24 protein-coding genes and 1 pseudogene are annotated in these 24,795 nt (G+C 34.9%); 11 read left to right on the top strand and 14 right to left on the bottom strand.

Annotated elements, in window-relative coordinates; genetic code table 11:
• Positions 1 to 11: 11 nt before the first annotated feature.
• Positions 12 to 2,411: a 3-hydroxyacyl-CoA dehydrogenase/enoyl-CoA hydratase family protein gene (locus TY11_RS03570; RefSeq protein WP_042142922.1), complete on the bottom strand. Its 2,400-nt coding sequence runs from the start codon at positions 2,409 to 2,411 to the stop codon at positions 12 to 14.
• Positions 2,412 to 2,826: 415 nt separating this feature from the next.
• Between TY11_RS03570 and TY11_RS03565 the strand changes: the two genes are divergently transcribed.
• Genes TY11_RS03565 through TY11_RS03540 form a run of 6 tightly spaced genes read left to right on the top strand, consistent with a single transcriptional unit; the run spans position 2,827 to position 6,501 of the window.
• Positions 2,827 to 3,723, top strand: a complete 897-nt coding sequence (locus TY11_RS03565) for a metal ABC transporter solute-binding protein, Zn/Mn family (RefSeq protein ID WP_231495764.1) — start codon at positions 2,827 to 2,829, stop codon at positions 3,721 to 3,723.
• A gap of 16 nt (positions 3,724 to 3,739) precedes the next feature.
• Positions 3,740 to 4,492, top strand: a complete 753-nt coding sequence (locus TY11_RS03560; RefSeq protein WP_042142917.1) for a metal ABC transporter ATP-binding protein — start codon at positions 3,740 to 3,742, stop codon at positions 4,490 to 4,492.
• A 16-nt stretch (positions 4,493 to 4,508) separates the two neighbouring features.
• Positions 4,509 to 5,348, top strand: a complete 840-nt coding sequence (locus TY11_RS03555) for a metal ABC transporter permease (protein WP_042142915.1) — start codon at positions 4,509 to 4,511, stop codon at positions 5,346 to 5,348.
• Positions 5,349 to 5,351: 3 nt separating this feature from the next.
• Positions 5,352 to 5,765 (top strand): Fur family transcriptional regulator, encoded by a 414-nt coding sequence (locus TY11_RS03550; protein WP_042142913.1) that lies wholly within the window; start codon positions 5,352 to 5,354, stop codon positions 5,763 to 5,765.
• A complete protein-coding gene (locus TY11_RS03545) occupies positions 5,750 to 6,148 on the top strand; it encodes a fluoride efflux transporter FluC (RefSeq protein WP_042142911.1) in 399 nt (132 codons plus the stop codon). The genes TY11_RS03550 and TY11_RS03545 overlap by 16 nt, the downstream gene beginning before the upstream one ends.
• A complete protein-coding gene (locus tag TY11_RS03540; protein ID WP_081755814.1) occupies positions 6,145 to 6,501 on the top strand; it encodes a fluoride efflux transporter FluC in 357 nt (118 codons plus the stop codon). Before TY11_RS03545 ends, TY11_RS03540 begins: the two co-directional genes overlap by 4 nt.
• 470 nt (positions 6,502 to 6,971) lie before the next feature.
• Here the strand turns inward: TY11_RS03540 and TY11_RS03535 are convergent, their stop codons facing one another.
• From TY11_RS03535 to TY11_RS03515, 5 genes are all read right to left on the bottom strand, one after another.
• Positions 6,972 to 8,183, bottom strand: a complete 1,212-nt coding sequence (locus TY11_RS03535) for a hypothetical protein (RefSeq protein WP_042142909.1) — start codon at positions 8,181 to 8,183, stop codon at positions 6,972 to 6,974.
• An 18-nt stretch (positions 8,184 to 8,201) separates the two neighbouring features.
• Positions 8,202 to 9,392, bottom strand: coding sequence for a hypothetical protein (locus TY11_RS03530; RefSeq protein ID WP_042142906.1), 1,191 nt, complete (start codon positions 9,390 to 9,392; stop codon positions 8,202 to 8,204).
• Positions 9,382 to 10,599, bottom strand: a complete 1,218-nt coding sequence (locus TY11_RS03525; RefSeq protein WP_042142903.1) for a DUF58 domain-containing protein — start codon at positions 10,597 to 10,599, stop codon at positions 9,382 to 9,384. The genes TY11_RS03530 and TY11_RS03525 overlap by 11 nt, the downstream gene beginning before the upstream one ends.
• Complete coding sequence (locus tag TY11_RS03520) at positions 10,596 to 11,540, bottom strand: AAA family ATPase (protein ID WP_042142900.1); 945 nt, start codon at positions 11,538 to 11,540, stop codon at positions 10,596 to 10,598. Before TY11_RS03520 ends, TY11_RS03525 begins: the two co-directional genes overlap by 4 nt.
• 330 nt (positions 11,541 to 11,870) lie before the next feature.
• A complete protein-coding gene (locus tag TY11_RS03515; protein ID WP_042142898.1) occupies positions 11,871 to 13,151 on the bottom strand; it encodes a hemolysin family protein in 1,281 nt (426 codons plus the stop codon).
• Between the two features lie 381 nt (positions 13,152 to 13,532).
• On the opposite strand from TY11_RS03515, the gene TY11_RS03510 reads away from it, so the two are divergent.
• Positions 13,533 to 14,123, top strand: coding sequence for a YitT family protein (locus TY11_RS03510; protein WP_042142896.1), 591 nt, complete (start codon positions 13,533 to 13,535; stop codon positions 14,121 to 14,123).
• A 138-nt stretch (positions 14,124 to 14,261) separates the two neighbouring features.
• Here TY11_RS03510 and TY11_RS03505 read toward each other — a convergent pair whose 3' ends face one another.
• From TY11_RS03505 to TY11_RS03480, 6 genes and pseudogenes are all read right to left on the bottom strand, one after another.
• On the bottom strand, positions 14,262 to 15,449 hold the full coding sequence (locus tag TY11_RS03505) for a C40 family peptidase (protein ID WP_042142894.1): 1,188 nt from the start codon (positions 15,447 to 15,449) through the stop codon (positions 14,262 to 14,264).
• Positions 15,450 to 15,693: 244 nt separating this feature from the next.
• A pseudogene (locus TY11_RS20025) lies at positions 15,694 to 15,992 on the bottom strand (isocitrate lyase); the annotation flags it as partial.
• Between the two features lie 80 nt (positions 15,993 to 16,072).
• Complete coding sequence (locus tag TY11_RS03495) at positions 16,073 to 16,906, bottom strand: undecaprenyl-diphosphate phosphatase (RefSeq protein WP_042142888.1); 834 nt, start codon at positions 16,904 to 16,906, stop codon at positions 16,073 to 16,075.
• A gap of 12 nt (positions 16,907 to 16,918) precedes the next feature.
• Entirely contained in the window at positions 16,919 to 17,527 is a 609-nt protein-coding gene (locus TY11_RS03490; protein WP_042142887.1) for a DedA family protein, read from the bottom strand.
• Positions 17,528 to 17,765: 238 nt separating this feature from the next.
• Entirely contained in the window at positions 17,766 to 18,752 is a 987-nt protein-coding gene (locus tag TY11_RS03485; protein WP_042142884.1) for an LLM class flavin-dependent oxidoreductase, read from the bottom strand.
• Positions 18,753 to 18,771: 19 nt separating this feature from the next.
• The gene (locus tag TY11_RS03480; protein WP_042142883.1) at positions 18,772 to 19,347 is read right to left on the bottom strand and encodes a DUF1836 domain-containing protein; all 576 of its coding nucleotides are present in this window, start codon (positions 19,345 to 19,347) and stop codon (positions 18,772 to 18,774) included.
• A 130-nt stretch (positions 19,348 to 19,477) separates the two neighbouring features.
• Here TY11_RS03480 and trhA point away from each other — a divergent pair, with 130 nt between their 5' ends.
• Positions 19,478 to 20,125, top strand: a complete 648-nt coding sequence (gene trhA / locus TY11_RS03475; protein ID WP_042142880.1) for a PAQR family membrane homeostasis protein TrhA — start codon at positions 19,478 to 19,480, stop codon at positions 20,123 to 20,125.
• Between the two features lie 94 nt (positions 20,126 to 20,219).
• Here the strand turns inward: trhA and TY11_RS20360 are convergent, their stop codons facing one another.
• Positions 20,220 to 20,381, bottom strand: a complete 162-nt coding sequence (locus TY11_RS20360) for a hypothetical protein (protein WP_155982659.1) — start codon at positions 20,379 to 20,381, stop codon at positions 20,220 to 20,222.
• 69 nt (positions 20,382 to 20,450) lie between these two features.
• Positions 20,451 to 21,221 carry an AraC family transcriptional regulator gene (locus TY11_RS03470; protein WP_052345707.1) on the bottom strand — a complete coding sequence of 257 codons (771 nt, stop codon included), beginning with the start codon at positions 21,219 to 21,221 and terminating at the stop codon, positions 20,451 to 20,453.
• Between the two features lie 137 nt (positions 21,222 to 21,358).
• Between TY11_RS03470 and TY11_RS03465 the strand changes: the two genes are divergently transcribed.
• From TY11_RS03465 to TY11_RS03455, 3 genes are all read left to right on the top strand, one after another.
• The gene (locus TY11_RS03465) at positions 21,359 to 22,633 is read left to right on the top strand and encodes an extracellular solute-binding protein (RefSeq protein WP_042142878.1); all 1,275 of its coding nucleotides are present in this window, start codon (positions 21,359 to 21,361) and stop codon (positions 22,631 to 22,633) included.
• A 69-nt stretch (positions 22,634 to 22,702) separates the two neighbouring features.
• On the top strand, positions 22,703 to 23,929 hold the full coding sequence (locus TY11_RS03460; RefSeq protein WP_491630650.1) for a carbohydrate ABC transporter permease: 1,227 nt from the start codon (positions 22,703 to 22,705) through the stop codon (positions 23,927 to 23,929).
• 12 nt (positions 23,930 to 23,941) lie between these two features.
• Positions 23,942 to 24,775 (top strand): carbohydrate ABC transporter permease, encoded by an 834-nt coding sequence (locus TY11_RS03455; protein WP_042142872.1) that lies wholly within the window; start codon positions 23,942 to 23,944, stop codon positions 24,773 to 24,775.
• Positions 24,776 to 24,795: the final 20 nt, after the last annotated feature.

Raw genomic sequence — 24,795 nt, 5'->3', positions numbered from 1 at the left:
ATTCCCCCTCCCTAGTTTCTCAGTGGTTTTCCTTTTAATAGCATGTGTTGCATACGCTGTTGTGTCTTCGGCTCAGCAATTAAGCTTAGGAAGGCCTCACGCTCTAAATCAAGCATTACTTGTTCATCGATAAGTGTTCCTTCCTTAATACGCCCACCTGATAATACATATGCTAACTTTTCTGCAATTTTCACATCATGATCCGACGCATAGCCACCAAATTGTAATGTTTTTGCACCTAGTAACATTGCTGCGTAACCAGCTCCACCCACAACTGGAATTTTCTCCCGCTTCGGAGCTCTGTATCCAGCTTTAGCAAGTTCTAACACACGTTGTTTCGCATCATATATTAGATGGTCAGGATTTACACTAATTCGGTCATTTACATCTAAGAAGCCATTTTCTCTAGCCTCTTTTGCAGATGTTGAAACCTTTGCCATTGCCACTTTTTCAAAAACATCATTTGCTACCTTTGTCAGATCAAAGCTAATGCCTTTTGGTAGATTTCGAAGCTCTTTAAGATAAAGCTCTTTGGTTCCACCACCACCCGGAATTAGCCCAACTCCAAACTCAACAAGACCCATATATAACTCTGATGATGCTTGGATAGCTGCTGCTGGTAGTGAGACTTCAGCTCCACCTCCAAGCGTCATATTAAATGGTGCTACTACAACTGGTTTATCGGAGTATTTAATCGTTGTTCCCATGTCCTGGAACATTTTTACAACCATTTCAAGTTCAAAGAAATTATCATCTTGCGCTTCCATAAGCATTAATTCTAGGTTCGCTCCTACACTAAAGTTCTTTCCTTGGTTTCCAATGACCAGACCTTCGTAATTTTTTCTAACTTCTTCAACTGCATAGTTCACCATTTGGATGGTATCAAATCCAATTGCATTACTCTTGGAATGAAATTCTAAGAGTGCAACTCCATCACCAATATCAACTACGCTAGCTCCAGAATTCTTTTTAATAACTCCGTTAACATCCTTCAAACGCTTAATATTGATTTCTTTCGGATTAAATTTTTGCTTCTTATATTCATTATTATCTAAGTAGAACACTTCACCATTGTCTTGTTTATAGAAGGATTCATGACCTGATTCAAGAAGCTCTAATACCCAGCCTGAAACATTTTCTCCTTCTTCCTTCATACGCTCTACAGATGCTCTTAAACCAATTGCATCCCAGGTTTCAAATGGACCGATTTCCCATCCAAATCCCCATTTCATTGCTTGGTCAATCGCTACAATATCGTCGGCAATTTCACCAACTAGTTCTGCTGAGTATAGTAAAGCGGGTTTTAATATGTTCCATATTAAATCTCCAGCACGATCACCTTTCATGTTTACAAGCGCTTTCAATTTATTGCGTGAGCCTTTAGCTTGCTTTGCTAACTCAACCGCAGGAGTGTTTAATTTTCCACGATCCTCATATTCTAACGTTTCAGTGTTTAATTGATAGATAGTACTACCTTCTTTTCCTTTTTTCTTCAAGAAAAACCCTTGGCCACTTTTTGCTCCTAACCAGCCGTTTTCTTGCATTTTCAACATAAACTCAGGAATATCAAATACTTCCTTCTCTGCACCTTCCACCTGGTCATATACATTTCTTGCTACATGGACAAAAGTATCTAATCCAACAACATCTAATGTTCGGAAAGTTGCACTCTTTGGTCTACCGATAAGTGGGCCTGTTACAGAGTCTACCTCGCCAACACTATATCCACCTTTAAGCATTTCTCTAACTGTCACAAGTAATCCATATGTTCCAATACGATTAGCAATAAAGTTTGGCGTATCCTTCGCTTCAACAACACCTTTACCTAACACATCTTCCCCAAATTGTTTCATGAATGTTAGTACTTCTGGGTCAGTGTGCTTTGTAGGGATAACTTCTAATAACTTTAAATATCTAGGCGGGTTAAAGAAGTGTGTACCTAAGAAATGCTTTTTAAAGTCCTCTGAACGACCTTCCACCATTGCTTCTACCGAAATACCGGAAGTATTAGAACTAACAATGGAACCCTCTTTACGAAACTGGTCTACTTTTTCGAAAACATTTTTTTTAATATCCAGTCTTTCGACAACAACCTCAATAATCCAGTCCACATCAGCTAATCTTTCCATATCGTCATCCATGTTCCCTACTTCAATTAAGTCAAGACTTTCAATGGTCACGATAGGAGATGGCTTTTGCTTTAAAAGAGATTCTTTACTACCCGATGCAATTCGATTTCGTACTGCCTTATCCTCAAAAGTAAGTCCCTTTTTCTCCTCTTCTTCTGTTAATGCTCTTGGTACTATATCAAGCATCAAAGTTGGAATACCGATATTAGCTAGATGTGCAGCAATGCCGGAACCCATTACACCCGAGCCTAAAACAGCAGCACGCTTGATTGTTCGCTTCATGTTTTGTCCCCCAATCACATTTTGAATGAATACTCATTCATTTTTTTGATAAAAAATTAAGGACAGTCTCCTATCCATCTATATTCACTATAAATTATATTCAGACATTTCGCAATAAAAATTATTAGATCTCCTTTATATTTTTTGGATTCATTTGCTTCCATATTTAATAATTACCGACTGTAAGCTATTTAAAGACCTTATACAACCAGTATAGCTATTTAGTCTAGTGGCAAAATAAAAATAATAATTCTCAGAATCGTAATCATTCCTATTTACAAAACGTAACGATTACGATATTATACATAAGTCAATATGATTTATATGAAATCGAGTGGATAAAATGAAACCTTTTAGCATACTTTTTTCGATTATATTAGTGATTATCCTTCTCTTCGGTTGTCAAAGTGAAACAATGAATCAACAATCAGAGGAAAAGTTAAATATTTATACATCCGTCTACCCTATACAATTTGCTGTTGAAAAAATTGGTGGTGAAACAATTAATGCTTTATCTGTCTTTCCGCCAGGAGTAGATGCCCATTCTTATGAACCAACGACAAAGACTCTAACAACTCTTGCTAAGAGTGATGCCTTTATCTACATGGGAGCAGGTATGGAAGGCTTTTCAGAAAGTATTGCAGACGCACTGGAATCTGAAGATGTAAAGCTATATGAACTTGGAAACCACGAAGAGCTTTTTGAGGAAGTTCACCAACACGATCATGTGCATAATGATTCGCGAAAAGAAGAAAGTAGTCATCACCATGATGACGGCCATAACCACGGTGATCACGATCCACATATATGGATCGATCCCCTTCGAATGATTGAAATGAGTCACATTATTACAGAATACTTAAGTGAAATTAACCCTAGGGATAAAGAACTTTATCATACTAATTTTCAACAATTAAAAGAAGATTTAACTAAACTTGATAAGGAATTTAAAGAAACCTTACAAAATAAAGCAGATAAACAAATTCTCGTTTCCCATGCAGCATATGGATACTGGGAAGATCGATATGGAATTGTTCAAATTCCAATTAATGGACTTTCTTCAACTAGTGAACCCTCGCAAAAAGATTTAGTTGATATTATTGAACAGGCTAAAGATAGTAAACTGAAATACGTTATTTTTGAACAAAATACTACAAGTAAAGTTTCTAGTATTATCCAGGATTATATCGACGCTGAGGCATTGACGATTCATAATCTAGCAATATTAACAGAAAATGATATCAGAGAACAGATGGATTATCTATCATTAATGAGACAAAACTTGCAAGTGTTAAATCAAGCAACTCAATGAAAGGAAGCTATTGTATATGAATTCAATCATTTCATTACGAAATATTAACTATTCTTATGAGAAGAAAACTATCCTTCATCATATCAACTTTGAAATACCGAGAGGAGCTTTTGTTGGGCTCTTAGGACCTAATGGAGGGGGAAAGACAACCTTAATCAAAATAATTCTTGGAATCTCAAAACCTGATAGTGGCAGTTTAACCCTTTTTGACAAGCCCCTTGAGGAATTTAAAGATTGGAATAAAATTGGGTTTGTATCACAAAAATCTAACTCTTTTAATAAAGGTTTTCCTGCATCGGTGTACGAAGTAGTTTCTTCTGGACTTACTAGTAAAGTTGGTTATTTTAAATTTTTTAATCAAAAGCATAAAGAAAAAATCCTACAAGCTATTGATGCTGTGGGAATGAGTGATTACACCTATGAGAATATTGGTAATTTGTCTGGTGGACAACAACAGCGAGTATTTATTGCACGTGCGCTAGTAAGTGAACCTGAATTGCTCATATTGGATGAACCAACTGTTGGGGTAGATTACGAAAATGTGCAACGGTTCTATGAGTTATTACATGATTTAAACAAACAGAATGGAATTACCTTGCTATTAGTGACTCATGATACTGGGACAATGACAAAGTATGCCACTAATATTGCTTGTCTAAATAAAACACTTCACTTTCATGGCAAACCAGAAGAATTCGAGAATTTAACAGAAAAAGAAATGTCAAAACTTTATGGTCATGACGTAAATATTATTTCGCACGACCATTAATGTTGGAGGAGAAACAATGATTGCAGATTTATTAGAATATGACTTTTTAAGGCAAACATTTTTAACTGGTATTTTAATTGGAATTATCGCACCATTACTGGGAACATTTATTGTTGTTAGACGTCTTTCCTTAATTGCTGATGCACTTTCCCATGTTACATTAGCGGGTATTGCTTTTGGACTATTCCTAGAGAAAAAGTTCGCCTTTATGGTTCTGCCACCTATTTATAGTGGTTTATTATTTTCCGTAATGGGATCTATATTTATTGAAAAATTACGGAGTGTCTACAAAGCCTATCAAGAATTAGCTATTCCTATCATCCTTTCTGGCGGTGTAGGCCTAAGTGTTATTTTCATTGCACTAGCAGATGGGTTTAACACGGAGTTAATGAATTTCCTTTTTGGTTCAGCATCTGCCGTAAGTAGAACAGACTTTATTACCATTTTAATAATTACTATATTCGTTTTAGTTATTATTACATTATTTTATAAAGAACTATTCACTTTATCATTTGATGAGGAACATGCTAGAGTTTCTGGAATTCATTCTAAACAAATACATTTATTATTTATCATCTTAACCGCTCTAGTCATTGCCGCTTCCATCCAAATTGTCGGGGTGTTATTAGTTTCTTCCTTAATGACATTACCTGTTGCAGCAAGTATGCGTATTGCGAAAGGATTTAAACAAATGATGTTTCTTGCTATTGTATTTGGGGAGTTAGCTGTTATGATAGGATTAATATCAGGATATTATTTAAACATACCTCCTGGTGGAACCATTGTTGTTGTAGCAATTATTATTTTATTAATCGCAATAGGATATAAAAAATTACAAGTAACAAAAGGGGGCTAGAACATGAATACCTCTGAAGCAATAGAACTTTTAAAGAATAAGGGCTTTAAAGCTACTGGAAAAAGAAAAGATATATTAACCTATTTTGAGAGTGTTGACGGGTATCGTACTGCAAAAGATCTTATCCAACATTTAGAAGAAACCTATGAAGGAATTAGCTTTGATACCATCTATCGAAACCTACATCTTTACAGTGAAGTAGGAATTCTGGAAACAACGGAATTAAACGGAGAAAAGCACTTTCGCATGAATTGCACACATCATCACCATCACCATTTTATTTGTAAGGATTGTGGAAAAACAAAGGAAATTGAAATCTGTCCTATGGAAGAAGTTAAAAGAACACTATCTAACTATGAAATTGAAGATCATAAATTTGAAATTTATGGATTATGTCCTTCATGCCAACACGCTTAGCATCCAGGAATGTATATATTGCAGTAGGCATAGGTGGTATGTTTGGCGCTGTTGGACGTTATAGTATTTCTGTCCTTATGGAAAATCGATTCCTCTTCCCACTTGAAACCTTAACAGCTAATTTAATTGGCTGCTTTTTGCTAAGCTTTTTATTAAATTGTCTCTGGTTAAAAAAGATTGTTTCACCGGCAATTTCTACAGGACTTACTACCGGTGCAATTGGTGCATTTACTACATTCTCTACCTTTGCTGTTGAAACATTAGAGCTTGCTACGAATCATTTATTGTTAAGTTTAATCTATGTTTTCATTAGTATTGTTGGGGGAATTTTACTCTGTTATTTAGGTTACAGACTAGCAAATATAGGGCAGGTAACTTTATGAATTTTATTATTGTTGCACTAGGAGGATTTGTAGGAAGCGTCCTTCGGTTTTATATTTCTATCAAGCTGGATAAGCGATTGTTAGGTACATGGATTGCCAATATTTCTGGATCAATTTTATTGGCATTTTTCATCTATTATTATTCTGTGGGTATGCTAAATAACACCCTATGGTTATTTTTAGGTATCGGATTATGTGGCTCTTATACTACCTTTTCAACCTTTGGCAATGAAACATTGCAGTTAATTATGAATAACAAGTTAAAACATGCTATCGGGTATATTATTTCATCCTTACTAGTTTCTCTACTTAGTGTGGGGATTATTTTATATTTACTAGGATATCAGTTTTAAGCCTACAGCTGCTTTTAAGACTGTACATATAAATAGAATGCGCAAGTAAGTCTTTGGTTCATTCTAAAAACCATTTCAATTAGCACACTGCCTACCGTGCCAAGACCTGTCCATGGTTCCCATTGAAATAGTCTGCATAGCCAGAGCCAGTAAAATAAAGCCTAAGATAACGCTCCAGAATTTTATATTTTTATTAACTTGATTAATCCCTGTAACTCCATGTACTTCCCCTATATACCATGTGCACATGGCCAACATTTTATTTTCTAATGAAAAAGCAACAATTCTTTTATTAAATACCTCATATATATAAAAAAGCTCGGTAAGATATCATCATTCTAGATATCCTCCCGGGCTTTTTCCCTTCATGTACACTTTCATACGATTTCTCTCGGACATGATCATAATAGAGGAACCATTGAAAACATTATATGTTGTAATATGACATGTTTTTGGTAAAAAGTTAAGCATTATCCTTCATTACTATTTTTTAACAAATTCTGTTCAAATAGTTTTATCATACTTTTTAACATTTCTTCTTCTTCCACCGAAGTCCTTTGTTCACCGTAACGTACTTTTTGGTATACCTGAATATCCCCCTCTAAACCGATGCGCTCAAACCAATTCTCTATGGATTCATGTCTCATTCTACCAAGCTTAGACTTGGCTGCTTTTCTCTCAAAATCATAGACAATTTTTCGAATTGGATGATTTGGTTTTAGTCCTTTTCTTTTAAAGACTTTACTGAAAAGACGACCACCATTATTATCAACTTTGTCTTGCTTTAGGTTATAACCAATAGCTTCGACGTCTTCATTTTCATATGTTTTAGATTTCATACCTTTATAAATCATGTAAATAAGTAAAAGTATGATAGCTCCTATAGAAATAGCTAGCATTAAATTAAAATATTCTCCATCAGAAGGTTCAAAACTATGCTTCTCAACTGGCTCACCTTCTGCAAATCCCGGCGTTTCCTCAACAGGCTCCATTTGATTCATACCATTCTTGAAGAAATCACTGAGTCCGAGCCATTCGAAAATACGTGCTATGCCACCAGCAAATAAGGTAAGTCCACCACCAATTCCTGTCCAAAACTTACTTGCAATCCATGATAATGTATCAGATAACAAATAGATTAATAGGATGGTCCCCATAAAGAATCCACTTATTTTTACCCACTCTGTCTTATGGAATGCCCTTTGATTTTCTTTTTCAATTACTAATAAATTACTAAACAAAAATCCTATTACTACTACAACAATTTGTGCAATAAACATGATCACTACATCGAAATTCCGCATTAGGAATATTCCTAGAATTGTTAGAATTAAAGTTGCCGATAAGTAAGTCGATTCGTATCCAAGAATACCCTTTCCCCGTATCGCGATAAAACGCCAAGCAAATAAACAGGAAAAAAGTATACTTAAAAAGAGTGGATATCCAATCATATAAAATAATAGAAAGACTATTGGTATGGTAGCAATATAAGGTAAATAGCTGTTTGACATTTTTGAGATGAAAGAATACACAAATCCAGTACCAACTAACACCGCTAAGTAAAACCACACCGATACACTTCCATAATGATAGAAATTAAATGGAAGCAAAGCTAGATAAATAATAATTCCTTCAGCTAAGAAGTGATAGGTTTGGGTTATATTCATTTGTTTTGTGTGCACTTCTTTCACCTCTATTTTTTATTTCGCTTCAAGTCTCTCTTCCATACGTTTTAATTGTTTTCGTAACGAATCCTTTTCGGTGTCACTTACACTTTGATTACCATACCGAACACCTTGATAGACATTAATATCTGCTTCTATTCCTATCCGTTTAAACCAATCTTCAATCGTTTCATGTGCTTTTCTACCTTTTTTATGCTTATCAGCTTTTCTTTCAAACTGAAAAACCATTTTCCGAATAGGATTATCCGGTGTTTTGACCTTTCGATTAAAAAATGGAAGTTTTTTCTCTTCAACAATCTTGTCGCGGTAAATATGAATGTTGCTATTTAATGTATCTTCCTGTAATTCTACTTTAATAAATCGCCTCTTAACTTGTCTTTTCATAAACGAAATAGATAGAAGTACAAAAACAAATAGCAATACTATAACAATAGCAAAGACTAATAATCCTGACATCTCTTTAAGAACACTATTATCTGGCGACATATACCCATAACCATCATGCGTAATTTTGTCAGGATCTTGATCTGGCCATCCTCTTTTCTCTACCTTCCAAAAACTTAAAAAGTTAGATACTCCAAGTATAGTACTAGTTGCTAAAAGGATCAGTCCATCCCATAAGGTAACCGTAATAATACGAAGTAAAGGATAGGTAGCAAAGAACAACCCAGCCCCTGCTATAAGCAACCCAACAAAATACCCTGGAATTTTACGATCAATTTGCTTCCGATCTTCTTTAACGACATGGACCAAATGACTGATGATATATCCAAAAAATAGCAATATAAACTGTAAAAAAGGATACATCATAAATTCACTATCATGGACAAAAATGCTAACAAATATTGTCGCAAATACAGTTAATAGAATATAAATTGTCTCTCTTCTGATTAGTTCTTGATTCTGTATTGCCATATATCGCCATACTAATAAGCTAGAAAAAAGAATCACTATTAATATTGGGTAATCCAGAAAATAGAAAAGCCCAATCAACACCGGAGCGACCAATACATATACAATTAAATTAGCATTGAACTTTTTAATAAACGTAAAAATAACACAAGCTAAGGCAATAACAGCCAAATAACTCCAATACGGTACAAAGAAGTATCGATGATAGAGTACAGGTATAAATACCATAAAAATGATAATTGCCTCACTCAAGAAATGGTAGGCATAGGCAATTAGCGGATGATTATGTTGCATTCTTCATTGCCTCCCTTGCAACTGGTCGAATAGTTGCTCCAACTTCTCCTTCCACTACTTGATATACACTACTTTGTACTTGCTTCCATGAATTCATCATTTCTGTCGAACCTGCTGGAAGGTCCCCCAAGAAAATTATCGTTTTTGGCTTAATGGACTGTTTTCCAATTTGGAAAAGCATCTTATTAAAAGGAAGAATTGGAGACTGCTTATGTACCCTAGCGAGCATTTCTAATGCATGCATATAATGTGTCTTTCCTTCCCCCTCGTGCAAATGCACATAGGGTACTTTACCAGGCTTTCTTGCATTGATAAAGACCTCGAACGGTATGCGCATCTTTGTAGCATACTCACTTAGGAATGCTGTGTAGGATAATAGATTTTCTAAATTCTTATTGAAACTCACCATATTTTTATCATTTTCTGTTGCTAAGTTAATGATAAACACAAAGGTTCGATCCACTACCTTATCATAAATATTAGTTTGCATTTTTTGTGTTTTAACCGTTGCTTTCCAGTTAATTTTGTGGAAAGGATCACTATAACTATAATCCCTAGTTCCAAGCGGACTTTGTACATCCTCAAACGGAGAATAATTTAACCTGCTATCTCCCGGCATCATATGAAAGACAGCATTCGCTCCCTGTACTGGAAGTAATTTGGGATACACAATAAATTCCGTTTGGTAAAAGTCATAGTATCGTAATCTAAGTCTATTAAAATTAAGTAAATGCGGAAAATCATAAGATATGTTTTTAACTCTAGCCACACCGCGTTGCTCAGCACGCACTGGAAATTCTAGTACCGTTTTCTTTTTCTGTATCATAGAAAGTGGAAGTTTTAATTCCCTCCAGTATTCCTTCTCATCTTTTGCAAGTGTATATGCCTTAATTGCTGAACCAATTTGAAATGTTAATTCTCCGTTAATAAGTGGAAATACTGATCGGTTTTCAATTTCAATTTTAAAACTCATTTCTTCTTCGGGAAATAGCTTAATTGCCCTCGGCTTATTCTTTAAAGCAAGGCTCTTTTCAACACTTTTATCATAGATTTTATAGGCAATTAGATATGCTGCAAAAATACCAACGGCAATAAAAACAACAGCAGATCTAAAGATAACCCCAATTACAAAGAATACCAATAATGCTAACAAGATATAATCAAAGCTTCTAGAATCCTCTGTTCCAGCTTCCTTTCTCCAAATCATTGTGTAACTGCCCCTTCTTCAACTGGTACAGGTACTGCCTCCAGAATCTCTTGTACAATTTGTTCCGATGTCTTTTTAATAGAGCCCTCCATGGTTAAGATTAAGCGATGTTCAAATACATAAGGTGTAAGTGTTTTGATATCATCTGGTGTTACATATTCTCTTCCACGTAAATAGGCTCGAGCTTGTGTTGCACGCATTAGGGCTAACATTCCCCTTGGACTAATTCCTAATTCTACTTCATGATGATTTCTAGATGCATGTACTAAATCTAGTAGATAATCGTAAACAACTTCCGAAATTGTAATCTGTTTAATATCTTCTTGGATTGAGCGAATTTCTTCTAAAGATAATACCGCATTAATTTCTTCATAAGGATCACTAGTACGATATGTAGTCAAAATTTGTTTTTCTTCCTCTTTTGTTGGGTAACCAATATCAACTCTAAATAAGAAACGGTCAAGCTGTGCTTCCGGTAATGGGAATGTACCATAATTACTTTCTACTGGATTTTGAGTTGCAATAACAACAAATGGTGCTTCTACTTTAATAGTTTCTCCATCAATAGTAGATTGATATTCTTCCATTACTTCTAATAAACTAGATTGTGTTTTAGGTGTTGCACGGTTGATTTCGTCGGCAAGTAATACATTGGATACAACTGGTCCAACTCGTAATTCAAATTCCTGTGTCTTCGGATTGAAGAATCGAATACCAGTTACATCACTAGGTAGTACGTCTGGTGTGAATTGCACACGGTTAAATTTACCATTCATCACTTTTGCAAAACTTTTTGCAAGTTTCGTTTTTCCTGTTCCCGGAACACTTTCTAGTAGGACGTGCCCTCCAGCGAATAGTGCTGTGAATAATAGGTCAACAACGTCCTCTTTCCCGTAAATTACATTGTTGAGCGCTTCCTTTGCTAGTCTTATATTTTCCATCTTTTAAAACCCCCTAATAGTGATAAAAGTTTGATAATTAATATAATTATAACATATCTTTATATTCTATTACGATTATAAAGTGAGAAAGGTTTCAGCAAACAAAAGTTATTTAATACCACCTTTGATGCCCGGGGTCTCACCCTTGCCACTGTTCCCACTTGAGTCTCCATTCAAGCCAGTCGGTATAAAAATTGTTATTGTTATTCTCCTTGCCTGTCATTAAATCAACTTTCTAATAGTAATCTCCTCCAAATACTTATGTGAACTTTTATAAAACAAAATCGCACAGTAAAATTTATTTACTGTGCGATCTAGTGCCTATATACTTTAATTTTTCACGATTCTTATTTTTTTAATTTGATACCCATCGTTCTCTTCTACGATAAATTGATAGCCGTCATGCTCAACGGTAGTACCTTTTTTAGCTTCGACATTATGGTTAATGACCCAACCAGCTATCGTGTCAACTTCCTCTTCATCTAGGTCAGTACCTAAGAATTCATTTACTTCATATAGCAATAACTTACCATCTACTACAACGGAGCCATTTTCTTGTTCTTCGATCATTGGTGTTTCATGAACATCGAATTCATCTCTGATATCACCGACGATTTCTTCTAGTATATCCTCAACCGTTATTAAACCAGCAGTTCCACCGTATTCATCTACTACAATCGCCATATGAATTCGTTCTTTTTGCATTCTCAAAAGAACTTGTTTTATTGGTGTTGATTCTGATACGTGTATAATAGGGCGAATATGAGGTAAAATCGATTCCTTTTCACTTGTAATATGACCAGTAAATAGTTCCTTAATATTAACTAAACCAATAATATGATCTTTATCCTGATCAGCGACAGGATATCTAGTATATTGCCCCTCGCGGATTACATTTATATTTGTTTCATAGCTATCTTCTTTGAAAAAGCAAACCATTTCAGTACGCGGTACCATGATTTCTCGAGCAACACGCTCATCAAATTCAAAAATATTGTTTACATACATCATTTCAGCTTTGTTTATTTCACCATTTTTATAGCTCTCAGAGAGAATTAGACGAAGTTCTTCCTCTGAATGAGCATTTTCATTTCCTTCAACCGGTTTTAAGCCAAGTATTCGTACAAACAGTTTAGCTGTACCGTTTAAAATGAATAAAATAGGGTATAAGATAATACGGACCATTAGTAATGGCTTTGCTAAAGCTAAGGCCATGGCTTCTGCTTTATTCGTAGCAATTGCCTTTGGTACTAATTCGCCAATAACAATACGTAAAAACATGATAATGAAAAAAGCAATCAATAATGACAAGAAACCAATCGAACTAGTTAAACCAGCATTTTCAAAAAGTGACCGGAATACTGTTTCAACCGAGCTTTTTCCTATCCAGCCAAGTCCCAATGCTGTTATAGTGATTCCGATTTGGCATACATTTATGAACACATCAAGATTATCGTCAATTTTTTTCAAGCTAACAGCTTTTGAACTACCTTCTTCAATCAATTGGTCAATTCGACTAGAACGGACCTTTACAATGGCAAATTCGGTTGCTACAAAGAATGCAGTTAAGAGAATCAATGCAGCAACCCAAAGTAAGTTTACTATATCCAATTAAGATCCTCGTATCAATGTGATACGGAGGATTTCACCTCCTGATTTTTTTAGAAAAACTTACATTCATACGTCCTACCCGAATGTATCAGTTTTTCTTGTGCAATCGTAGAAAGAACTGTATGCTTTCCTATCTGCTATAGACTAAAACCTACATTTATTCCGACCATTTTGTAGATGATTCCACCCATAGGGAAACTGACACATCTGCAAAAGTTATTTGATTAACATATACATTTACCTTCCCATCAGAATCACCTACCTCCCTATCATAATTATATTCTATCTAATACAATCAGTCTACAAATTTTTATTGGTTTTCATGTTTTGTACAAGGCTTTCATAAAATAAGTTGAAACGCTTGTACAAGGTGGTTAGATTATGTTACAGAAAGTATTAGCCATACTAATCGGAAGCACACTAGTTGCAATAGGAATTAATTATTTTGTTATACCGCATCATCTAGTTGAAGGTGGAATAATTGGTGTCGGTTTAATCGGAAAATATGCTTTTGATTTCCAACCAGGTTTAACCATTATTATATTAAGTTCTCCACTCTATCTCATTGCATTCTTCTACGAACGTAGTTTGTTTTACAATGGAGTCCATGGACTGCTAGTATCCTCATTCTTAATTGATCTCCTACGACCACTTTCTTTTTACTCATCTATTCCAATCTTTATTAGTAGTTTAAGTGGTGGATTAATAATCGGTATTGGTATAAGTATATTACTACTTAATCATATAAGCAGTGGTGGAATGGATCTTATTGCATTAATATTATCTAAAAAAACATCAATTAATGTTGGTATCTTCTTATTATTTTTTGATAGTTTAATAATTCTTGTAGGTTCAATTGTTATTCCAGATACGACGATTTTTTACTCTACACTACTTGTAGGCACAGTTGGTTTTACTACCTTATTTTTCACCAACTTTTTAAAGCCAAAAGAAGTAGAATCTCATTCTTGAGAAGCTACCTGGATATGCAATTGCTTCTTTTTTTGTAATAGGTATTTACTTAAGGTTAATAGTAATTGCCAAATAACAAAAGGTCAGATATCCCAGCTATCCGAGAAATCTGACCCTATAGAAGTCTTTAAATTAATATTAATTTGCTACTCTTCTTACGTGACCTGCAAAATGATCTTTCCAGTAACCAGAGGTCATGTCTGCAACTGCTAGTCCTGTTGAGTTTTGAGCACCGATGAATTTACCATTACCAACGTAAATTCCAACGTGTCCATTTGTCTTGTACGTATTGAAGAATACTAAATCTCCAGGTCTAATATCACTGTAAGAAACTTTTGAACCAGAATATTGCATTGCTGCAGTACTTGATGGTAAGGAAACACCAGCTTGTCCATATGCCCATGATACGAAACCAGAACAATCGAATCCACCAGGTCCTTTACCGGCCCATACATATGGAGTTCCTAAGTGAGGATATCCAGCATTGATTGCCATTTGAACAACATTACCAGATACAACTGGTGCATTTTGTGTATTCGATGACTTACTTAATGTTGTTAATGAACCATTTGAATCAGAACCACTAGTTGATGTTGATGTAACTGGGTTAGATGCAGCGCGTGCAACTGCAAGCTGACGATTAACTTCTGCTTGAAGGGAAGCTAATCTGCTATCCTCCATTTGCAATTCATCTATTTTAGCTTGAAGGCCCTGCTCTTTATCTTTTAGTTCACCTTTTCTTGCCTCATTATCTTCTTTTTGAGCTAAAATCGTTTGTTGCATTCCTTCTAGCTCCGTTTGTAGTTCAGATAATTCAGTAAGCTTTTCAGCAACTTTTGCTTTATCTGCTTCAAGTTGGTCAACAAGGTCTTGATCAGATGTTGTTATTTTATTTACTGCTGTTACACGACTAATAAAATCTGTAAAACTAGAAGATCCAAAAATCACATCTAAGAAACCAATATTACCACCATTTTTTTGGTAGTTAACCATTCGATTACTTAAAATGTCATAGCGCTTTTCAATTTCTTCTTGTAACTTTACAATTTCTTCTTCGGTTGTTTTAACTTTCGCATTTGTATCATCGATCATTTTCTGATTCGATTTTAGTGCATCTTCAACTTCTTTGATTTTTTGATTTAATTTTTCTATTTCTGTTAAAACCTTTGAAATCTCAGTTTCAGCTTTGGAAAGTTTATTTTGAACTTCAGATCTGTCACTCTGAATTTGTTGTATGTTAGGTTCCGCGTGTACAGAATTTACAGCTAGATTACTGGATAAACCAATTACGACTACTGTAGCAATTGTAACGAAAGACTTCTTCACTTTCTTCCCCACTTTCTAGACATTCTATTAAATTACTAAATGTTGTCTATGTATACTGTCTATTAAATCTATTACTTTAGTCTTAATGAAGTATAACATCAATAAGTTTCACTAGTATTATTGTTTTATTACAAATAGATTTCAAAGTATAGGAGTAGGTACTAAGACTGTGATTGAGGAGCACTACACGTGGCTAGATCAAAAGGGACAAACCTTAATTAGAGATTATTTCTAAACTGAGTTTCTTCCGTTGATGTCTTGTATCACAATAGCGAAATTCTTCACTAGCAAATTCATTCTGTTGCAGTTCCGAATAAGCAGCCTTACCATTTTCTTTATACTTTCGTGCTAGTTCAAACATACTGTAGTTGAGTACATGGAATCCGACTAATGTTACAAACTGAAACTTATAACCCATTTTCGAAAGTTTATCTTGGAAACTCGTAATCTTTTATCTGATAACTTTTGATTCCAGCTAAAGGATGGAGAACAATTATAAGCAAGTATCATGTTAGGATACTTTTCATGAATGTCATCAGCAAATTATTTGGCTTCTTTTAAAAATTTTGATACTACTTTTTGACCATAAAAAATAGCGAGAGTATTACCCTCGCTATTTCATCTTATAAGAAAAATATCAAGATAATTAAAACTAACACAATTCGATACACAGCAAATGGAGTTAATTTAATTCGATCAATTAATTTCAAGAAGAACTTAATTGAAATTAACGCAAAGATAAATGCACTAATAAAACCAACTATAAAGAATGGCAATGCATCCACCTCAAAATACTGCCAGTTCTTTAGTAATGATAGAAAACTTGCTCCAGCCATAATTGGAACAGCCATGATAAACGTAAAGTCTGCAGCTGCTCTATGGCTCATGCCCATTAGAACACCACCAGAAATGGTAGCACCTGATCTAGAGAATCCTGGCCAAAGAGAGAAACACTGGATCAATCCAACACTTAGCGCTTGCTTGTACGTAATTTGGTCTACAGATTTTGCAGATGGATCTTTTGCCGCATAGCGGTCAGCAATAATCATTAAAATTGCACCAAGTACTAAACCTATTAAAACTGTTTCAGTTGAGAATAAGTATTCATCAATGTAATCCTCAAATAATACTCCAAATACTCCAGCAGGAATCAAACCAACAATTACTTGTGTTAACTTTAAACGTTGTTTACTAGGAACAGCTTCTTTATTCAGCAAGCGATTTAGTCCTAGTAAATCAACAAAACGTTTCCAGAATACAACCACTACCGCAAGAATCGAGCCTAATTGAATAACAATCTTAAATGTATTTGCAGGATATTTCCCTAAAAACTCTTCTGATTTTAACCACATGTCATCAACGATAATCATATGTCCTGTGGACGATACTGGGGCAAACTCTGTTAAGCCCTCTACTAACCCTAAAATTATCGCCTTCATAATTTCAAAAAATTCCATTTATATTCCCCTTTATTTTCTAATCCTCTTTCTAGCAAACAGTATCACAAATACAAAAATAGCAAATGCTATCAATGCATAGGTGATTGTAGAATACATATCCATAAAGCCTAATATACTCTCCCAGTTTTCACCAAGGGTTACACCAATCATAATAAGGATTACATTCCATATTAATGTACCAATTAACGTAAATAATAAAAAGAGTGTAAAATTCATATTCGACATCCCTGCAGGAATGGAGATTAAGCTTCGTATCAAAGGAATCATTCTACAAAATAGTACAGTCCAATAACCGTATTTGTCAAACCAACTATCAGCTTTTCTAATATCTTCTTTTTTAATGCGAATAAGATGGCCCCATTTATCAACAATCTTTTCTAATCGATCTACATCAATCAATAAGCCAATCCCATAGAGTATAATGGCTCCAAGAACTGAGCCACTTGTTGCTGTAATTATGACTCCCGTAACAGTAAGATCTGAATTCGTCGTCATAAAACCCCCGAAAGGAAGAACAATTTCTGATGGGATTGGTGGAAATACATTTTCAATTGCCATCATAAAGAAAATACCCGTATATCCAAACTGTTCCATTATAGTTGTAATCCATTCTTGCATGTTTTACCCTCACTTTAATATCTCTAACATCTTCCCTTAATAACTTGTCCCTTTAAATATAATCAACAACCTGTTTAAATATGCACACTTAACTATATCTAAAAATATAGGTCCACGTCTATACTAATGAAGTGAAAATTACGCTGGTATAAAAAGGTCAAAGTATTCTGTTATGTAGCTTATTGATTTAATCACAATTCCTTTCCAAAAATAAAAAGCCACATGTAGTGACTTTATCTTACGCCAATTTCATTACCTCTTCAGCTAGTAACTGATAAGATTTCTTCCTTACACTATATGTAGGTGTATTCGTTAATATCATAAAATCATCTACTTGATACTTTTGTTGTAGTTCGTTTAATTTTTCTTTTACTTCTTGGGGATTGCCAACAATCATTTTCTGTTTGGCAATATCATATTCATCTTGTTCTTCCTTTGAAAGAGTATCCTCGATATTGTTAGGAGAATTACTGTATTCCCCTCTAATCCTGCTCCATTTAAAACTCTCCAACGCTAATTTTTCTGCTTCACCAGACGTTTCTGCACAAATCACCTGAATAGCCATGATAATCTCTGGAGTCTTGTTTGGATATTTTTCTTTTAGGCTGTATCTATATTTAGAGATGATAGGCTTTGCATCTACTTCACTCATAAAATGACCAAATGCATAATGTAAACCTTTTTCCGCTGCTAATACCGCACTCTTTTCACTTGTACCTAATAACCATGGTACAGGTAAAACATTCGGAACTGGAGCAGGTTTTAAATTAGAAAACATGTGTTCAGCCTTAAAATCCCCATTGAAAAAGCGGAGAAGTTCATCTATTAGCTCCGGCATCTTCCTTACATTTTCTAGGAAGTTACCCGACAAAGCAACAGACGCTTCAGCTGAACCTCCTGGTGATCTTCCAAGCCCGAGGTCTACTCTATTTGGATACATCGTAGCGAGTAAATTAAAAGTCTCTGCAACCTTAAAAGGTTTATAATGAGGAAGTAAAATCGCTCCTGCACCAATTCTAATCTTTTTAGTTTGCCCTCCAATAATTCCTAGCAATACTTCTGGAGCAGGGCATGCGAGCCCTTTTAGATTATGGTGCTCTGCGACCCAATAACGATGATACCCTAATTCATCACCAAGTTTTGCTAGGTTTAACGTTTCAAATAATGCATCCTGTGCTGTTTGTCCCAAAGCTATTGGTACTTGATCTAATATGCTTAGTTTCAATTTATTTACCTACCTTTTTTCATTCTTCAGATTCACTTAAACCATCCACAAGTTTTTCTGCCAGCCTACGATAGAAATTACTCATATTAACCAATGATGCAATTAATAAAAATTGCTCCAAGTACTCAAAATCGTCATCATCCAACAAGGAAATTTCATTAGCAACCTCTTCTGTGCATTCTTCCACATCTACTTGAAATCTTTCAATATTATTATTAGATAGTTTTAGATAACTTTGATAAATCTTTTCAACATCAAAATCTTCTTCTACAATCTTTTCGTTTAACTTTTCTAATGTAACCTTAATATCATTGATGGAAAGTGCTCCTTTTAATTGATAGATCATACTAATAAGTATGAGATGCCTTTTGGAGTACTTTTTATTCTCAATTGGAAAAAACAACTTTCCCTTCGCATAATTATTAATCATCGTCTTCGTCAATACTTTATCTTTCTCACTTCGTTTGGAATGTTCGAGTTTATTTTCAAAAATTTGTATGACTTGATCCATGTATAAATCTAAGTCGGGCATCTCATCAACTACTAAATGATTATCCAAATGCAAACCTTCAAGAATTTCATCTAAATTTTTCATCATCTAACCCTCTATATATTTTTAGTCCATTATACGGTACTTTTTCACTAAAAGTAAACCTTGACTACATGATGATATAGGTGTATTGTTATACATAGTTATTAAAACTACGTGAAGGAGTGTTGTTAATTTGAGTACTTATATTAGAGAACCAATAAATGGTTTTACCCATCTTTTTGGAGCATTATTTTCCTTTGTCGGACTATTAGCTTTAGTCATAAAGGCATCGATGGATTATGGTTCGCCGTTAGTTATAACAGCTGTCATTATTTTTGGAGTAAGCCTAATTCTACTTTATTCCGCATCTGCAACATATCATATGGTTATTGCCAAAGATCATATTATTGCTTTTTTACGCAAGATTGATCACTCCATGATTTTTGTCCTAATTGCCGGAACTTATACTCCTATTTGTCTTATCAGCCTTGGTGGGACAACCGGTTGGACACTCTTTTTTGTAATAAATGGACTAGCATTACTTGGTGTACTATATAAATTGATTTGGTTTAAAGCTCCTCGTTGGTTATCCACTGCACTATATGTTATTTTGGGTTGGATTATTATATTCTTTAGTCCTTCCTTATTAGAGGTAATTTCATCAACAGGTATGGTTTTATTGCTACTTGGTGGTCTTTCCTATACAGTTGGGGCATTAATATACTGGTTGAAACCGAAGTTTTTAGAATTCAAGCATATGGGCTTTCATGAAATTTTTCATATTTTTATTTTAGTCGGAAGTTTGTTCCACTTTCTTTGTGTTTATTATTTTGTTTTATAAATGAAATTTGCTCCACACTCACTGAGTGGCTGGTGAGCCCCTAGTACTAATCCTCTACGGGGGCTCACCCATGCCTTTCCTCCCGTAGAACAATTTACTCTTCCATTAATACCTGATAGCAATCAATATCATTAAAGTTTTCTGGAAAGTATGTTGGAACACCATTGATATTTACCATTTTAATTCGATCTCCGTTGTTTAATTTTTTTACAACGATTTCAAATGTGTTAATACAGGATTGGATTAAGATACTCATCCCCCACCAGAAATAAAATTCCTAGAACATGAGACCTTTTGATTCCTTAGTATACGTTCCCCTATCTAATTAGTTAGAAAAGTTTTTATTGCTAGTTGTACTTCCTAGTTGTCGATACTTTTTTGGTGTTATCCCATTATATTTACGGAACAATGCCGTGTAGTAGCTCTGGTCGTTGAAGGCAAAAAGTAGAGCGATGTCTAGTAAGGATGAGTTGGTATGTTCCAGGAAGTACTTCGATTCCTCTATTTTCTTTCTATTAATATATTCTATTAATGAAATTCCTACTGTTTTCCGGAATAAACTAGATAAATAGTTTGGACTTACATTTGCTTCTTCTGCAACTTCCGTTAAAGATATTGGTTGTAAAATATGGTCATGAATATAATGAATTGCTTTATCCACAATATCATTTTGATAGGGGTCTCTTCGATAGTCACGTACAGCTTTTATAAACGTAATAACCATTTCATATTCTAGCTTCTTCAACTCCTGAGAAGAATCCATCTTCTCAATTTCCCTTATGTAGACATCACTTAAATCAAATGCATATTCAGAAATTACGCCTGCTTTGATAATAGCTCTTGTAAATATTGTACAAGAGCAGATTAGCGAATTCTTTAAAGAGCGAACTGGGTTACTTGAAAGTCTAGCCCTTTCCAGATTATTAATTTTATCAAGGACAATTTTAGCTTTATCTACATTAGCTTGTGTAATCCAATGGAGTAACTCCTGTTCTAACTGGTATGAAGGATGCGCAAAAAAGGATTCCTCATTTTCTTGCCTTGTCATCAAAAATTGCTTAATTACATCTTGTTGAATAGTCGATAACGGTCTCATTTCCACTCTCCCCAAACCTTAATTTTTTTATAAAAATATTAAAAATTCAATATAATTATATATTGTAAGCCTTTACAATACAATTAGGTTAGACAGCATTTTATTTTAGAATGCACAAAATTTAGGGGGGACAAGAAATGAAATTATTTAAATCATTATTCTTTGCATTCGTCGTCTTATCACTATTAGTTTTAGCAGCATGTTCAGGTGGGGATGATGCAAATAATTCAGATTCAAACTCAGACAAAAATAATGATGATGTCGCTACATCTGATGAAAAAGTTACGATTAAACTAGGTGCACAAAATGATAATACTCCTGCTACTCAAGCTTTAATCGATGCATTCAACGAAAGCCAGGATAAATATGTTGTCGAGTGGGATCCACTAACAAATGACTCTGCTCAAATGCATGACCAACTATTAAACTCTTTAAATAGTGGTTCTAGTGAATACGATGTTCTTTCATTAGACGTAGTTTGGGCTGGGGAATTCGCAGGTGCAGGTTTCTTAGAGCCTATTGATGTTTTCATGAATGATGAAGGGCTTAGTAAAGACCAGTTTAACGCTGGTTCCATGGCATCTGGAAACTATACAGGTAAGCAATATACATTACCTTTCTTCCCAGACTTAGGACTTCTATACTTCAGAAGTGATATTGTTAGTGAGGAAGATGCTGCTAAATTAGAAAGTGGCGATTACACATATGAAGATTTATATGCTATGGCTGATGAATATACTGGTGAAGAAGGAACAAAATATGGCTTCCTTTATCAGTCTAAGCAGTACGAAGGGCTAACAGTGAATGTTACCGAGTTTACAAACTCTTTTTCCGATGTTCAAGCTGGCTTAGAAACTATGTACAAATTTACAACTGCTGATTTTTCACCAAGTGATTTATTAAACTATACGGAAGCAGAATCTCATACGAATTTCGAACAAGGAAATGCTATTTTCGAACGAAACTGGCCATATCAATTTGGTCGTATTAAAGGTCAAGAAGACGGGGTAACCGTTACATTAGATCAAGTTGGAATTGCACCACTGCCAAATGGTGGCTCTGTTGGTGGATGGCTACTCGGTATTAACAAAAACTCTGAAAACATTGAAGGTGCTTGGGAATTCATAGCCTTTGCATCTGGAGAAGAAGGACAAAAAATAATGGCAACTGAAGGTGGTTACCTACCTGGATTTAATGCATTACTAGAAGATGAGGAAGTTGTAGCTGGAAACGAAATGCTTTCTTATGAAGGATTCAAAAACGCACTAGCTAATACACTTGCTCGTCCAGTATCTCCTGACTACAATGCTGTATCTGATACTATTCAAGTAGAGGCACATAAATATTTAAGCTCTGGTGATGGACTTGAAGAAGCAGCTGCTGCAATTGAAGACGCAGCTACCGCAGAATAATAGCATTAACAAAGGAACTCCTTATGACCAATCTTCATAAGGAGTTTCCACTTTATATACCTTTGAGAGGTGAATACATTGAAACAAAAGCTGGGATTCAGTGGTTGGCTCTATTTACTACCCACCTTAATCCTTATTGGGATATTTTCTTTATGGCCAGTTGTACAGTCTGTCACGTATACATTATTTGATTACAAACTGAATGATCAACAAAAGGCTGGTCTTTATTTGAATGAACGATTTAACACCGATTTATTCAATGAAACGGCATTATATATTGATTTGTTTTTATCAGAAGATTTATCAAATATCACTGGAAACGAAGATAAGATAAAGGCCGAAGAGATTTTGCAGCAAGTCGATTCAGTCGCTAATCCTTATATAGATTCAACAGGCGTTATTGTCATTTCAAAAGAGGAACGTACTGATATTACCACACTCTATGAAAATACCAAAGTCATAATTGAAGATTTAAATGAGAAGTACACATTAACACATGCAGAGAGTCTTCCATTATTAGTAGAAGATTTCAATAAAAGTATTATCCCTTCCAATTTTATCGGACTACAGGCATATAAAGATGCCATAGGTGATAAACGGGTTCATACTGCCTTATGGAACACGATTCTATTTACAGTTGTATCTGTCGCTATCGAATTAGTTCTTGGTTTAGGGTTAGCCTTAATATTAAATAAAGCCATGTTCGGGCAAGGGTTAGTTCGCACAACATCCCTTATTCCTTGGGCAATCCCTACAGCGGTCGCTGCTTTAATGTGGAGTTATCTCTATGATGGAACAAGTGGGATTGTAGCACATTTCTTTGAAAACCTTGGCCTAATTAGCCAATCACAGGATTTACTACTGAGTCAAGGCGGGGCAATGGTGTCTACCATCCTTGCAGACGTTTGGAAAACAACACCGTACATGGCACTGCTATTACTGGCTGGACTTCAAAATATTCCTAGTTCATTATATGAAGCTGCATCCATAGACGGCGCATCCAAGTTTAAAAGCTTTTTCACCGTCACATTACCATTATTAAAGTCATCTATATTAGTCGCATTACTTTTCCGTACACTTGATGCATTTCGAGTCTTTGACTTGATATTTGTATTAACTGGGGGAGGTCCAGGTGGGGCTACCGAAACAATGTCTATTTATGCCTATAAGACGATGTTTGGACAGACTAACTTTGGATATGGCTCTGTTGTAGTGATGATTATGTTTGTATGTGTAGCAATTATCGCGATTATCTTTGTTAGATTACTCGGTACGAATTTACTCGACCGCGATTAAGGAGGGAAGCAAATGAAACATTCTAAACGAAAATTACTTATTATGTTTGGTATTGTTGTGTCCGGTTATTTATTCATCATGGTTTTTCCTTTTTTATGGATTTTCATTACTTCCTTTAAAACAAGTGGTGAGATTTTTGGTACCGGTGCATTTAATGTTATACCAGAAGATCCAACATTGAAAAACTATGCTGTCATTCTCTTTGAAAAAGGTATATTACGAGCAATTATAAACAGTTTTGTGGTTGCAATATCAACAACCATATATGTCATAGTCGTAGCATCTCTCTGTGCCTATGCCATTTCCCGTTTTCATTTTAAAGGAAAAAGTATATTACTAGGTTTAGTACTAGCGGTATCGATGTTTCCACAAATGATTATTACTGGTCCAGTTTATAACTTATTCTATGATTTGGGATGGTTAAATAGCTACTTTGTCATTCTTCCATACTCTACCATTACCTTACCTATGGCGGTATGGATACTTGTTACACATTTTAATCAAATCCCACTAGCACTTGAGGAGTCTGCAAAAATTGATGGGGCTACTAGAATACAAACATTAACCAAAATAGTGTTCCCATTAGCAGCACCAGGGGTATTTACGACAGCAATTATTACCTTTATCGCTGCATGGAATGAATTTCTATTAACGATTACCTTAAACACAGAATCAAATTTCCACACGGTTCCAGTTGCAATCTCGTTCTTACGTGATCAATTTTCAATCCTTTGGGGAGAAGTTGCAGCCGCAACTACTATCGTAACCATCCCAACATTGATTATCGTATTAATTTTCCAAAGGCAGATTGTTTCAGGATTAACCTCCGGTGGTGTTAAGGAATAATTTGGTAACAAACATACACT

Source organism: Paucisalibacillus algeriensis (assembly GCF_000577245.1).
In the GTDB taxonomy this organism is placed as follows: domain Bacteria; phylum Bacillota; class Bacilli; order Bacillales; family Amphibacillaceae; genus Ornithinibacillus.
The sequence above is the reverse complement of the archived record's forward strand: the minus strand, read 5'-3'. Positions and strand labels throughout refer to the sequence as shown.